Here is a 13,592-nt window from a genome sequence, read left to right as displayed (position 1 = left end):
CAGTTTACACCCTTTCTGAATGTAGAAAAATTAGCCACCAAACAGTGCGAATTTAAGCGTCCATAGAACAGCAATAATCCAGACCATATACGGTACAGTCGCAGCCTTACCAGTCAACAACTTGATCAGTGCATAGCTGATAAAGCCCATCGCAATACCATCCGCAATCGAATAGGTAAATGGCATAAATACGATGGTTAAAAATGCCGGTACTGCCTCAGTAATATCTTCCCAGTCAATATGGACGATACCCTGAATCATCAACACACCAACAAATAACAATGCTGGCGCAGTGGCAAAACTCGGAACTGATTGTGCAAGCGGTGCCAGGAATAAACAGGCAATAAACAGCAATCCAACCACCACGGCGGTTAGACCGGTACGACCACCTGCTGCCACACCCGCAGAAGATTCAATATAAGGCGTAGTTGAAGAAGTACCCAGTGCCGCACCAGCAACAATCGCTGATGAGTCAGCAAATAAGGCTTTCTTCAAACGTGGTAATTTCCCGTCTTTTAACAGACCTGCACGATGCGAAACACCGACCAACGTCCCGGTAGAGTCAAACAGATCGACCAGGAAGAAAACAAAAATCACTCCAATTAAACTGGCAGTAAAGAGGCCTTCAAAATCCATTTGCATGAATGTTGGAGCCAGCGATGGAATATGACCCACTACACCCTGGAATTCGTTATAACCTAGTGCCGTTGCAATGGCAGTCACCACCAGAATACTGATGATAATCGCACCACGGACTTTAAACTGGTGCATTACCACAACCAACAAAAAGCCAAAAAGTGCTAATAATACAGAAGGTTGTTTCAGATCACCCAAGCCCACCAGTGTGGCTGGATTATCCACAATAATTCCGGCATTTTTCAGTGCAACCAATGCCAGGAACAAGCCAATACCACCACCAATCGCGAGCTTGAGCGACATTGGAATTGCATTGACAATGGCTTCACGTATTTTAAACAGGCTAATGGCAATAAAGACCAGACCTGAAACAAAAACTGCACCCAAGGCGGTTTGCCAAGGCACCCCCATTCCCAGACATACAGAATAGGTAAAGAAGGCATTTAAGCCCATGCCTGGTGCCAGCGCAATTGGATAATTCGCAATCAGGCCCATGACTAAACAGCCAATCGCAGCTGCAAGACAGGTTGCTACAAAGACAGCCCCATGATCCATCCCTGTTTCGGACAAGATCATTGGATTGACAATAATGATGTAACACATGGTTAAGAATGTAGTTACACCAGCCAGAACTTCTGTACGGAAACTGGTTTTGTTTTCACTCAGTTTAAACAGACGTTCAAGCATATTTTCTGAAGATGGATTAGGAGTCGTCATGACCTAGCCCCTATTGAGTAAACTTTATGCTTCAAGCACGCCGTCAAATAAATGAAATTTCACAAAAAATTCATTTATTTTGAGGATGTGTTAGCAACGAATATGCCAGTATAGCCATTTGACGGGTTCAAATGTTTGAACAGCTTACAGCCCCAGGGCTATGCTATAAAAACCCCAAAAAATCTAAACAAAAAAGCTGCATAACTTTTATGCAGCTCTATTTAATGATATAAATCAAATGCTTAGAAAGATGAAGTTTGCTTCATCTTTATAGGTGGCAAATTATAACACATTGATTTCTGATTGCTTCTTTGATTTTATACTTTATTTAAAATCAATCTATTTAATTCGAATATTTTTAATATTTTATTATATTTATTATTGAGTTAATTTTATTAATTACGCTAAATTGAAAAAAAAGAAAATTGATGCATGTGTTAATGTCGATGCCGATTAGAGTCTAACAATTTGCTGGAGTCACGCGCTTCATTCAAGACATGACGGATTTTTTCGTATTTTCTGATTTCTGCCTGTTTATGCACGCAGAATCCTAATACACTGACCATTAACACAAAAACAGGAATAGCATGTATTTTCATTTTTATTATTCTGCTTTGTAACACTGTGCAATTATGCTAACAAAAAACCTAATAAACTTGTGACTTACTTTACATTTAACCCGATAGAATGCACTTCTTAAACCGTTTAGCGATATTTTTCTATCGTTTTATTTATTATTACTTAATTAATTTTTCATTCTTTCTCAAAAAATCTCTTGCGCTAAATACTCCCCAAAGTTAATAAATTAAATATTTGAATATTAAATACTTATTTATTTAAATAAAAATTTCTATCGGAAAGAAAAATATAAAAATTAATGAAAATTCCCTGATTTGAAATATATTAACTTGAGCTATTTTATTCAGCTTTTCCCAGAAATATCAGTTTCAATTTTCTGTAAAAAACAATTCAATAGATGAGATTTTACGCATTATTTCAATGAGTTCAGCGATAATTCTAATTTTTTATCTAACTTAAAATTTGGGAAAGACGCTAAAAACCATATTTGTACCGAAGTGCAGCCAATCAACTCCTCTGGCACTCAATATTTAAAAAACGATTAAAGCTGGATAAATAAAATTTCAATACTCATAGCTCCCAATACCGCCTAGAAACCAATTATTCTATGCGGTAGCGGAATAACGTTATTTATGCACTGATTTGTTCATCACGTTTAAATACCAATTCACCTTTAAGTGAACTATCGGCATCAAAATAATAGCCATCGGTATTGAATGCTTTGAGTTCTTCGGCATGTTCAATTCTATTTTCAACAATAAAACGTGCCATCAAACCACGTGCTTTTTTAGCATAGAAACTAATCACTTTATATTTGCCATTTTTCTGATCCAGAAATACTGGCTTAATAATCTCTGCCTGAATTTTGCGCTCGTTCACCGATTTATAATATTCATCAGAAGCAATATTCACCAAGATCTCAGACTGGGCTGCTGCTAAATCTTGATTGATCAGATCAGTGATGTGATGTGCCCAGAAGTCGTATAAGTTATGCCCGCGAGAATTGGCCAATTTGGTTCCCATTTCCAGACGATAGGGCATCATCAGATCCAAGGGACGCAAAAGCCCATATAAACCAGACAACATACGCAAATGCTGTTGTGCAAAGTGCAGATCTTCCTGCTTTAAGCTATAAGCATCCAGACCGGTATAGACATCTCCTTTAAAGGCAAAAATAGCCTGACGTGCATTGGCTAAATTAAAATCTGGTTGCCAGTCCTGGAAACGTGCTGTATTTAAATTGGCAATTTTTTCACTGACACTCATCAAACTGGAAATTTCTGTTGCAGAAAGTGTGCGACAAGCTTTGATCAAATCCTGCGAATGTTCTAATAATCTGGCTTGAGTAAATTGGTCAGTGGGTAATGGGGTATCGTAATCGAGCGTTTTGGCTGGAGAAATTAAAGCGAGCATGGCAACCTGGTCAAAAAATGATTAATCAAACTATATCAGTCTGCTTATTTTAATTCCAATTCATGTTTTTATTCACCATAATCGTTAAAATGCGCGATTCTCCTGTTAATCATCGGTATTTATATGTCCGAGCAAATTTTCCTTCAAGGACCTGCGGGTCAGATTGAAGTTTTTGTGGATTATCCTCAGGGTGAAGTGAAAGGATTCGCGGTAGTTTGTCACCCCCATCCCTTGCAAGGTGGTACGCCCCAACACAAGGTTCCCGTTCTATTGGCACAAATGTATATGGAACGTGGCTGTGTTGTGTATCGTCCGAGTTTTCGCGGTTCTGGTCAAAGTGAAGGTATACACGACGAGGGCTTCGGTGAGACGGATGATGTATTAGAAATCATTCGGTTTGCTCGCAGTCAGCATATTGGGCTGTCTTTTTATGCGGGCGGTTTTAGTTTTGGTGCGCATGTCATGGCAAAGAGCTATGCAGCCTTACCTGTAGAACTGCAACCCAAACAAACTATTTTATGTGGCCTGCCAACTGCAACCGTTGCCGGTATTCGCCATTATGTTACGCCAGCAATTAAAGGTGATATTCTGTTCATTCATGGTGAGGGTGATGAAGTAACCCTGCTGTCGGATATGATTGAATGGGCAAAACCACAGCGTCATTTAGTGACCGTATTGCCTGGTGCCAATCATTTCTTTACTGGCTATTTAAAGCAATTGCGGATTGCAATGACCCGCTACTTAGCGCTTGGCTAGATAATACAACCCATCAGATGATGGGTTTTTTATGCTTCTCACAGCAGTTTTTCAGCTAAGTGATAAATCACTGCCCGACATTTAGCTTGTTGTACTATATCAACAATCTTTCCACCCAAACGTTCAATGACTTTTCGGCTCGCTCAATTTTCTTCGACTACAGGATAAATCAATCGCTGACGATTTAAGTCATCAAGGGCATAACCAACCAGAGCATCAACCGTTTCACAACCATATTTATGACCATGCGGGCTTTCCTTGATCCAAATTCCAAGCTGTGGCACTTCACCCATTAAACGATCTAAACCACAAAGCCCCATAAATTCCAGACTTTCCGTATGGCTGTCAAAAACACATATTCTTCATGAGCTGCCATATTCTCTAGCCATTTTTGCCATCCTGTTGCAAATGCTTGTTCAGATTCTGGCAGACCCCATGTCATAAAATGCATCAGACTTGGGATAATCGCGGCATAAGCTTCTCATGCATCTGATGCACGAAACTAGCTGAGTATTAGACACTCACTTTGGCGTTGAGATCAAATTATAGTGGAGTTATGAATTAGTTCTTCCATTCAAACTCGCTAAAGCTTTCCTGCTCTTTGAGCGAGCTTTCTACTGCTTGTGCAAGCTGATTGAGCAGACTTCGTTCGGTAATACGATCGAGCCAATCTTGTTCTTCTTCAGGATATGAGGCAATTTCACAGACCAGATGCCCCTGCTCATCTCTGGTTTCACAACTCACAGATAAGGGCAATGCATGTTCATCCACGCTCACCGCAACCTGAGCACCACTTTGACTTAAGGTCTGAAAGCCATGTTTACCTAATGTTTCGGCAAGAAAATGCGCTACATATTCCTGGGTTTCCTGACCATCCCGGGGTTGCTGGCTTTGTGTATTGGCCATGAATTTTAATTTTCGCATCGCTACATCCTAATGGCTTTTTTCTTGTATGGGTTTAGCATAAGCAATATAAACAAAACAGCCAAGCAAAAGCTTGGCTGTTTCACATAATTTTAAAAATTATTCTGAAACTTGAATAGGCAAACCTGCAATTGAGGTCAGTTCTGTAAAGGTCGGGAAACTGGTGGCTACCGTTTCCGTACCGACAATCTTGATCTGCTCCGAATTACGTAAACCGGCAATCGAAAAACTCATCGCGATACGGTGATCATGATGCGATTCAATTTCACCACCGGTAAAGATTGGCGACCAGTCACCTGATTTGCCCTTCCCTTCGATAATAATGCCATCTTCAGTTGGGGTACAGTCAATGCCCATGGTTTGCAGGCCATCTGCCATCACCTGAATACGGTCCGATTCTTTTACGCGAAGCTCGGCAGCACCGGTCAAAATCGTCTGACCTTCGGCACACGCAGCAGCAATAAACAGCGCCGGGAATTCATCAATCGCCAATGGCACCTGATCTTCAGGCATATGAATGCCTTTAAGCGTACGCGTACCACGAATACGGATGTCTGCAATCGGTTCACCGCCAGCAATGCGTTCATTTTCAACGGTAATGTCCGCACCCATCTGTTTCAGGATTTCGATCACGCCAGTACGGGTCGGGTTGATACCAACAGCCTCTAAGGTCACATCCGAATTTTCAGTAATCGCAGCGCCGACCATAAAGAAGGCCGCAGAAGAAATATCAGATGGCACCTGGATATTGGTTCCGACCAGCTTTCCACCACCTTGTAATGAAATACGATTGCCTTCGGTTTTCACCTCATAACCAAATGCACGCAACATACGCTCAGTATGGTCGCGGGTTGGTTCAGGTTCAGTCACTGCGGTTTCGCCATTTGCCCATAGGCCCGCCAGCAAAATACCTGATTTTACCTGCGCTGATGCCATTGGCAAATCGTACTGAATGCCTTGTAGTTGCTGGTTACCTGTAATCGAGACAGGCGGAGTTCCACGTTCACCCGTGGTCTGAATCAGTGCACCCATTTCACGTAAAGGCTTGGCAATACGTTCCATTGGGCGTTTAGATAGGGATGCATCACCGGTCATCACTGAATCAAATTTCTGCGCTGCCAGCATACCGGACAGTAAACGCATTGAAGTACCTGAGTTGCCCATATAAATGGCAGACTGTGGCGCTTTAAGACCATGCATACCGACGCCATGAATGGTGACTTCACCATTTTTAGGGCCTTCGATGCTGACGCCCATGTCACGAAAAGCCTGCAAAGTTGCCAGTGCATCTTCACCTTCAAGGAAACCAGTCACATGTGTTGTACCTTCAGCGATGGCACCAAACATGATCGAGCGATGTGACACAGATTTGTCACCTGGCACGGTAAATTTACCTTGAAATGTCTTGGCACCCGGCTGAATGGTAAATTGTTGTGTCACTTTATTTTTCTCCATGAAAGGTTTCTTGGCGAGCATATGGTTGAAATGCTGGCGAGCTGCCTGCGCATGACCCAATAAGCCCATCAATGCTTGGGAATCTTCATCTTCGATCAATTTGCGAATCATCGCGAGCTGCTGTTCAAAGCCATCTACGGCATTCAGAACTGCTTTTTTGTTGGCAAAAAAGATATCATGCCACATTTGTGGATCACTGGCGGCAATCCGCGAGAAATCACGGAAGCCACCGGCAGCATAACGAAATATGTCTAAGTTGTCTTCACGTTTGGCCAGTTGTTCGACCAGATTAAACGCCATTAAATGCGGAAGATGACTGGTATGTGCCAGCACTTCATCGTGCTTGTCCACATCCATGCAAATCACTTCGGCTTTGGCCGCTTGCCACAGTTGAATCAGCTTCTCCACGGCCCAATCGCTACTGCTTGGCAGTGGCGTCAAAATTACCTTGTGATTGGCAAATAGATCGACTTTTCCTGCATGTACACCGGTATGCTCTGCACCTGCAATCGGATGACCCGGCACAAAACCTGCTGGAAGCTGGTCACCAAAGACCGCTTTAGCCGCATCGACCACATTACCTTTGGTACTTCCCACATCAGTAATAATGACATTTTCCGTCAAATACGGCTGAATCAGCTCAAGTACTTTTTGTGTGGCACGTACCGGCAAAGCCAGAACAATCAGATCTGCACCTTTGACTGCATCTACAGGATCGGCATAGCCTTCAGAAATCAGACCAAGTGCCTTGGCATCTTCCAAAGTCTTGGACGAACGTGTCGATGCCACAATGTCATTGGCCAAGTGCTCGGCTTGAATGACACGCGCCAGACTTGAACCAATCAGTCCAAGCCCGATAAATGCAACTTTTTCAAACAATGGCTGCGACATGAATTAAGCTTTTGCCTCTAAACCCAATACTGTAGCAAGCGCGCTTAAGAATTTCGCGTTTTCTGCTTCAGTACCAATCGATACACGAATGTGGCTGGAAATACCGACCGGACGTACAATCACCCCTTGTTTCAGCAAACCGTTGAAGGTTGCTGCGGGGTCTGCCTGTACATCAACCAGAATAAAGTTAGCACGAGAAGGCACATAGTCCAGACCCAAAGCCTTAAAACCTGCTTCAAGTTGCGCCATACCGGCTTTATTTACTTCGCGAGAACGCGCGATAAAGTCTTCATCTTTCAGTGCAGCCACCGCAGCGACCATGGCCAAATGATTGACGTTAAATGGCTGACGAATACGGTTTAAATAATCGGTCACTTCAACCGATGCCAAGGCAAAACCGACACGCAGTGCAGCCAGACCATAGCACTTCGATAAAGTACGGCTAACAATTAAGTTTGGATATTGTTGCAAGAATTTCAGGCTATTGAAGTTTTCCGGGAAATATTCCACATACGCTTCGTCTAGCACCACAATTACATTTGCAGGGACTTTTTGCATGAAAGCTTCAAATTCAGCTTCTTCGAACCAGGTTCCGGTCGGATTGTTCGGATTGGCAATGAAGACGAGTTTGGTATTGTCCTGAATTGCTGCTGCCATCGCTTCAAGGTCATGTGAAAAACCTTGGGCAGGTACTTCAATCGCTTGTGCATTAATGGCTTGAGTGACCAGTGCATAAACCGCAAATGCGTGCTGGCTATATACCACAGAATCGCTTGAAGAAACGAAGGCACGGGCAAACATTTCTAGCAAGTCGTTTGAACCATTGCCCAGCGTAATCTGATCATGATTAAAACCAAACTGAGTTTTAATCTGATCTTTCAGGATAAAGCCACCTCCATCTGGATAACGGCCAATTTCAGCAATTTCCGCAGCGACTGCTTCTTTGACTTTATCTGAACAACCCAGTGGATTTTCATTGGATGCCAGCTTGACGATATCGGTAAGACCCAACTCACGCTCAAGTTCACTGATCGGTTTACCTGGCTGATATGGCTTTAATTTTGAGATGCCTGAATTGGCTGGAACAAACGACATTTTAGACTTCCAATTTTAGGTATAAAACAGTGGTCAGCACCCTCGCCCTGACCACGGATAGCTGACTTAAAGTACAGCTGCAGGATATGAACCGAGCACGCGAACTTCTTTCACCAAAGGACGAATTTCTGCAATTGCAGCTTTGACATGTTCCTGCTCAATATGACCTTCAAGATCAATGAAGAACACATAAGCCCATTTTTCCGGAAGTGCTGGACGCGTTTCAATACTGGTCAAGCTGATATTGTGCTTGGCAAATGGCGCCAGAATTTCCAGCAATGCACCAGCACGGTCATGTGCAGAAATCAGTAATGAGGTTTTATCATTGCCACTTTGAGGCACTTTTTCACGGCCAATTACCAAGAAACGTGTGGTATTTTCCGGATTGTCCTCAATATTGCCATGCATAATTTCAAGATTATAAATACTCGATGCAATTTCAGAAGCAATCGCAGCAGAATGCCATTCATTTTGAATACGGCGCGCAGCCTCAGCATTAGAACTTAAAGCCACACGTTCTACACCCGGATAATGCGCGTCTAGCCATTTACGACATTGCGCCAAAGTCTGCTGATGTGCATAAATCTGTTTAATACTGTCTTTACGGGTATTTTCAGAAATCAGAAATTGATGATGAATCGGCAATTCAACTTCGCCAATCACATTCAGGTTCGAAGTTTTAAAACAGTCTAGGGTATGATTGACTACACCTTCAGAGGAATTTTCCACCGGCACCAAACCATAATGGGCACTGCCCGCCTCGACTTCACGGAAGACTTCATCAATTGTCGGTAAAGGTCGAACCACCGCATCATGACCAAAGTGCTTGAGTACCGCAGAATGGGTATAGGTTCCGACTGGCCCTAGAAACGCAATACTTTGCGGAGCTTCAAGCGCAAGACAAGCGGACATAATTTCACGGAACAGACGCGCCATGGTGGTATCCGACAATGGCCCTTCATTACGCTCCATGACATTGCGCAACACCTGTGCTTCACGTTCTGGGCGGTAAAACAGCGGACTTTCTTCTGAAGCAAACTTTGCTTTTGCAACTGCTTCAGCCAAACGTGCCCGGCGGTTAATCAATTGCTGGATTTGCTGATCAACAGAATCGATATCCTCACGAATTTTTGCCAAATCAAGAGAAGTCGTGGTGTTTTGATCGTCGTTGATCATTGTTATGTCGCCCTTCATAAACCTTATCTGTTCAGTATAACAATAGTGAGCTTTAAAATGTTACGCAATATGACATTGCTAGATTAAGTCTTAAAAACAGACAGTTGGTTTTAACCACTCATCGCTTTTAGTCATATCTGGTAACATTTAGTTCAGCATTTTGGCTTGATTTACATTATCAAATTGTAAACTTAGCCTCTCCATCTTAACTGATTTTAATGAATATGAAATATCACTATTTCTTAATCTATATAGCGGTTTTAAGCATAAGAAAATTAAAATAATAGCTTTGTACATGTCTTTTTTGACCTATTAAAATCTGAGATATCTTTCACAATAAAATGCACGCTCCTCAAGCTCATTTCTCTTATTTAATATTGATTTTCCTAGATTTTTTACATGAAATTACTACTCTGTTACAAAGTAGAGACGTTTTTTCAACCTTTAACAGCTAGTCTAATTTAAATCATGAGTTGGGGGGATCAATCATGCCAAAAAGAATAGCAGTACTTATAACAAATAATTTTGAAGACCAAGAATACCTAGAGCCAGTGGCTGCCTTGCTGGCTGCCCATCATAGCGTCTGCAATATCGAACTTAACGCAGGCAAAGTGGTCTATGGGCTGCATGGCTGTTCTGCCGTGACCATCGACCGTGGCATCGAACAAATCAGTATTGATGACTTTGATGCCTTGCTGATTCCAGGGGGCGAATCTGCGGTTTCTCTCTCTACCGATGTTCGGGTGCTACAGTTCATCCATGCCTTCAATCAGGCCAAAAAAGCTATTTTCAGTTTATGTGATGCATCCTTATTACTGTGTGAAGCAGATGTGCTGAAAAATCGGATTATTACCAGTATCCGGGCGCATGCGAGTCGCGTACAGCATGCGGGTGGAACCTATTATGATGTAGAACTGGTGAATGATAATAACCAGTTGATCTCATCGCGCCTGCCCAATGATCTGCCCATTTTTATTCATGAATGTTTGAATGTCTTGAAATCATAAAATTTAAAACAGAGTCACGGCTCTTTGCTATAGCTTGCCTGTAAAAAAAGAGTCCTTAAAAAGGACTCTTTTTTTCATTCATAAATTAACGTCCTAACAGACCACGCGCTACAATTTCTTTCATGATTTCATTGGTACCGCCATAAATCCGTTGAATACGGGCATCGACAAAGAAGCGTGAAATTGGATATTCAGTCATGTAGCCATAACCACCAAAGAGCTGAAGCAGATTGTCAGCAATCTTCATCTGCATATCGGTAGAAAAACTTTTCAATGCCGCTGCAGTTTCGACATCCAGTTTCCCTTGCATATAAAGCTCAAGATTCTGGTTATAAAAAGCTGCGGTCGCCAATTCATCAATTTTCGCTTGTGCCAAAACAAAACGAGTATTCTGGAATTGACCGATGGCCTGACCAAAAGCCTGACGCTCTTTCACATATTGCGTGGTCACATCAATAGAACCACGAATTGCACCCAAGGCTGTTGCTGCGATGGCGGTACGCTCACGCGGTAATTCCTGCATCAAATAAGCAAAACCCTGCCCCGGTTGACCGAGTAACTGGTCTTTCGGCACCTTGACATTGTCAAAGAACAGTTCCGAAGTATCTTGCGCATGCAGGCCAATCTTGTCCAGATTAGTGCCTTTTTTAAAGCCTTCCAGATGCGTGTCGGCCAGTAACAAAGAAACGCCTTTGGCACGCGCTTGCGGATCAGTTTTGACTGCCAGTACCACCAGGTCGGCATGCTGACCATTGGAAATAAAGGTTTTTGAGCCATTTAATACATAGTAATCATCCTGCAAGATGGCACTGGTACGCATGGCTTGTAAGTCTGAGCCGGCACCTGGCTCGGTCATACCAATCGCACCGACCACTTCACCGCTCACCATTTTCGGCAACCACTGTTTCTTCTGCTCTTCAGTTCCAATATGCAAGATATAGGGTGCAGCAATATCCGAATGACAGGACAACCCTGTAGAAATGGCACTGTATCCGGCACGTGCAGACTCTTCGATCAGCATCAATGAATAATCGGTTGGTACTCCGTAGCCGCCATATTCCTCCGGAACATCGACACACAGAAAACCATTTTCACCAAGTGCATTCCAGACTGAACGTGGCATCAGGCCTTCGCGTTCCCATTGTTGATAATACGGTGCGACATGTTCATTCATAAAGCGTTTAAAATTGTCGCGGAATAATTCTAGATCGGCATCGTAGGCAAGCATTCGGTTGTCCTTATACTGTTTATCGTTTTATTTCCTGTTTTACAGACTATCTACTTTCAGCTTTACTGTCATGTACTGGCATCTATCTTTTACTAACTTTGCAGTCAATAAAAAAGGAAGCCGAAGCTTCCTTTTTCTTTCAAACATTAGAATTAATGGGCGTTATTGCCTTCTTGCGCCATTTTTTCATCAATTTCTGATGGATTTGCCAATGCATAGTTCAGCTTGTCCATATCGAGCTGGCCTACCCATTTTGCAACAACCAAAGTCGCCAAAGAGTTACCCACCAGATTGGTCAAGGCACGCGCTTCAGACATGAAACGGTCAATACCGAGAATCAAGGCCAGACCTGCAACAGGAATATTACCCACAGCAGCCAAGGTTGCTGCCATCACAATAAAGCCAGAACCCGTGACACCTGCCGCACCTTTAGATGAAATCAACAGTACCAGAAGAAGGGTAATCTGATGAGACAAATCAAGTTGTGTATTGGTCGCCTGCGCAATAAAGATCGCAGCCATGGTCAAATAGATTGAAGTTCCATCTAGGTTAAATGAATAACCGGTTGGAATCACCAGACCTACCACTGATTTTTCAGCACCAGCAAGTTCCAGTTTTTTCAACATACGTGGCAATACTGATTCTGAAGAAGAAGTACCCAGTACAATCAGCAGTTCTTCACGGATCAGGCGAATCATCTTCATGATACTGAAACCCGCAAAACGCGCAATTGAACCCAGTACGATGAAAATAAACAGTACGCAGGTGATATAGAAACAAATGATCAACTGTGCCAGCTGAGCAAGCGAACCAATACCATATTTACCAATGGTAAAGGCCATCGCACCAAATGCACCGATTGGCGCCAGTTTCATTATCATGTTCACAATATTGAAGAATACATGTGAAATCTGGTCGATGAGTTTCAGGACTGGCTTGCCTTGATCACCCAGCTTATGCAGCGCGAAACCAAAAATGATCGCGAACAACAGAACCTGTAGAATTTCGCCTTCCGCAAATGCGCCTACCACCGTATTTGGAATGATATTCATCAGGAAGTCGATCGTCGACTGTGACTCACCTGTAGCGACATATTTGCTGATGCCCGTGGTATCCAGTGATGCAGGATCAACGTTCATGCCTACACCTGGCTTGACGATGTTAATCACCACCAGACCGATGACTAACGCAATCGTGGAGACGATTTCGAAGTAAAGTAAAGCAACACCACCAGTTTTACCCACTGATTTCATGCTTTCCATACCCGCAATACCGCTGACCACGGTACAGAAAATCACCGGTGCGATGATCATTTTGATCAGGCGGATAAATGCATCACCCAGCGGTTTAAGCTGTTCACCCAAGCCAGGAACATACTGTTCTACACCATTGATAATTTGCGTACCACTCGGCGAGAAATGCCCGACCAGAATACCTGCAATAATAGCCACAATCACCTGAAAATACAGTGACTTATAAATCGGTTTTTTCGCCATAATAAATCTACTTGAACGATATCTGAAAATAAAAAGACCATTTTGAGAAATGCACTGATCTGTTCATCTGCTCTGAAGATGAACTGGATCAAATCTCAATAGGCTCAAGAGAATGTTCAAAATGAAAATCAGCCACGCATTCAATCTGACGCGCAGCATCAGACCAAAGTATTAAATGGGAGAAAGAGATTAAGAAAACTTAAACAAACTCTAAAAATT

11 protein-coding genes are annotated in these 13,592 nt (G+C 42.8%); 2 read left to right on the top strand and 9 right to left on the bottom strand.

Going from position 1 to position 13,592, the window contains the following annotated elements:
- Window positions 1-30 precede the first annotated feature (30 nt).
- Both FTU95_RS05125 and yaaA read right to left on the bottom strand, forming a co-directional pair.
- The gene (locus tag FTU95_RS05125; protein ID WP_005097450.1) at window positions 31-1,353 is read right to left on the bottom strand and encodes an NCS2 family permease; all 1,323 of its coding nucleotides are present in this window, start codon (window positions 1,351-1,353) and stop codon (window positions 31-33) included.
- Window positions 1,354-2,562: 1,209 nt separating this feature from the next.
- Window positions 2,563-3,345: a peroxide stress protein YaaA gene (yaaA, locus tag FTU95_RS05115; RefSeq protein WP_159516051.1), complete on the bottom strand. Its 783-nt coding sequence runs from the start codon at window positions 3,343-3,345 to the stop codon at window positions 2,563-2,565.
- A 123-nt stretch (window positions 3,346-3,468) separates the two neighbouring features.
- Between yaaA and FTU95_RS05110 the strand changes: the two genes are divergently transcribed.
- Window positions 3,469-4,101, top strand: coding sequence for an alpha/beta hydrolase (locus tag FTU95_RS05110; protein WP_005097454.1), 633 nt, complete (start codon window positions 3,469-3,471; stop codon window positions 4,099-4,101).
- Between the two features lie 143 nt (window positions 4,102-4,244).
- Here FTU95_RS05110 and FTU95_RS15005 read toward each other — a convergent pair whose 3' ends face one another.
- The 5 genes from FTU95_RS15005 to pheA all read right to left on the bottom strand — a co-directional run bounded on the left by FTU95_RS15005 (window position 4,245) and on the right by pheA (window position 9,642).
- Complete coding sequence (locus FTU95_RS15005; protein ID WP_373687591.1) at window positions 4,245-4,430, bottom strand: GNAT family N-acetyltransferase; 186 nt, start codon at window positions 4,428-4,430, stop codon at window positions 4,245-4,247.
- 232 nt (window positions 4,431-4,662) lie between these two features.
- The gene (locus tag FTU95_RS05100) at window positions 4,663-5,025 is read right to left on the bottom strand and encodes a hypothetical protein (RefSeq protein ID WP_159516052.1); all 363 of its coding nucleotides are present in this window, start codon (window positions 5,023-5,025) and stop codon (window positions 4,663-4,665) included.
- A gap of 99 nt (window positions 5,026-5,124) precedes the next feature.
- A complete protein-coding gene (locus tag FTU95_RS05095; RefSeq protein ID WP_159516053.1) occupies window positions 5,125-7,371 on the bottom strand; it encodes a bifunctional prephenate dehydrogenase/3-phosphoshikimate 1-carboxyvinyltransferase in 2,247 nt (748 codons plus the stop codon).
- 3 nt (window positions 7,372-7,374) lie between these two features.
- Window positions 7,375-8,466, bottom strand: a complete 1,092-nt coding sequence (gene hisC, locus FTU95_RS05090) for a histidinol-phosphate transaminase (RefSeq protein ID WP_180077763.1) — start codon at window positions 8,464-8,466, stop codon at window positions 7,375-7,377.
- A 66-nt stretch (window positions 8,467-8,532) separates the two neighbouring features.
- On the bottom strand, window positions 8,533-9,642 hold the full coding sequence (gene pheA / locus FTU95_RS05085; protein ID WP_005097461.1) for a prephenate dehydratase: 1,110 nt from the start codon (window positions 9,640-9,642) through the stop codon (window positions 8,533-8,535).
- A 488-nt stretch (window positions 9,643-10,130) separates the two neighbouring features.
- Here pheA and FTU95_RS05080 point away from each other — a divergent pair, with 488 nt between their 5' ends.
- Window positions 10,131-10,649: a DJ-1/PfpI family protein gene (locus FTU95_RS05080; RefSeq protein WP_005097462.1), complete on the top strand. Its 519-nt coding sequence runs from the start codon at window positions 10,131-10,133 to the stop codon at window positions 10,647-10,649.
- A gap of 85 nt (window positions 10,650-10,734) precedes the next feature.
- On the opposite strand, the gene FTU95_RS05075 is transcribed toward FTU95_RS05080, so the two are convergent.
- Together FTU95_RS05075 and FTU95_RS05070 are read right to left on the bottom strand one after the other, a co-directional pair.
- Window positions 10,735-11,877 carry an acyl-CoA dehydrogenase family protein gene (locus FTU95_RS05075; RefSeq protein WP_180049244.1) on the bottom strand — a complete coding sequence of 381 codons (1,143 nt, stop codon included), beginning with the start codon at window positions 11,875-11,877 and terminating at the stop codon, window positions 10,735-10,737.
- Between the two features lie 152 nt (window positions 11,878-12,029).
- Complete coding sequence (locus FTU95_RS05070; RefSeq protein WP_005097464.1) at window positions 12,030-13,373, bottom strand: dicarboxylate/amino acid:cation symporter; 1,344 nt, start codon at window positions 13,371-13,373, stop codon at window positions 12,030-12,032.
- Between the last annotated feature and the right edge of the window lie 219 nt (window positions 13,374-13,592).

Origin of the sequence: Acinetobacter sp. YH12208 (assembly GCF_013418055.1) — a bacterium.
GTDB classification, from domain to species: domain Bacteria; phylum Pseudomonadota; class Gammaproteobacteria; order Pseudomonadales; family Moraxellaceae; genus Acinetobacter; species Acinetobacter pseudolwoffii.
Note: the sequence above shows the minus strand (reverse complement) of the source record. Positions and strands in the feature narration are given on the sequence as shown.

What these genes read in the sequence shown, in the direction of transcription:
- FTU95_RS05125 (WP_005097450.1), bottom strand. Translation starts at nt 1,353, where the DNA reads ATGACGACTCCTAATCCATCTTCAGAAAATATGCTTGAACGTCTGTTT.
- yaaA (WP_159516051.1), bottom strand. Translation starts at nt 3,345, where the DNA reads ATGCTCGCTTTAATTTCTCCAGCCAAAACGCTCGATTACGATACCCCA.
- FTU95_RS05110 (WP_005097454.1), top strand. Translation starts at nt 3,469, where the DNA reads ATGTCCGAGCAAATTTTCCTTCAAGGACCTGCGGGTCAGATTGAAGTT.
- FTU95_RS05100 (WP_159516052.1), bottom strand. Translation starts at nt 5,025, where the DNA reads ATGCGAAAATTAAAATTCATGGCCAATACACAAAGCCAGCAACCCCGG.
- FTU95_RS05095 (WP_159516053.1), bottom strand. Translation starts at nt 7,371, where the DNA reads ATGTCGCAGCCATTGTTTGAAAAAGTTGCATTTATCGGGCTTGGACTG.
- hisC (WP_180077763.1), bottom strand. Translation starts at nt 8,466, where the DNA reads ATGTCGTTTGTTCCAGCCAATTCAGGCATCTCAAAATTAAAGCCATAT.
- pheA (WP_005097461.1), bottom strand. Translation starts at nt 9,642, where the DNA reads ATGATCAACGACGATCAAAACACCACGACTTCTCTTGATTTGGCAAAA.
- FTU95_RS05080 (WP_005097462.1), top strand. Translation starts at nt 10,131, where the DNA reads ATGCCAAAAAGAATAGCAGTACTTATAACAAATAATTTTGAAGACCAA.
- FTU95_RS05075 (WP_180049244.1), bottom strand. Translation starts at nt 11,877, where the DNA reads ATGCTTGCCTACGATGCCGATCTAGAATTATTCCGCGACAATTTTAAA.
- FTU95_RS05070 (WP_005097464.1), bottom strand. Translation starts at nt 13,373, where the DNA reads ATGGCGAAAAAACCGATTTATAAGTCACTGTATTTTCAGGTGATTGTG.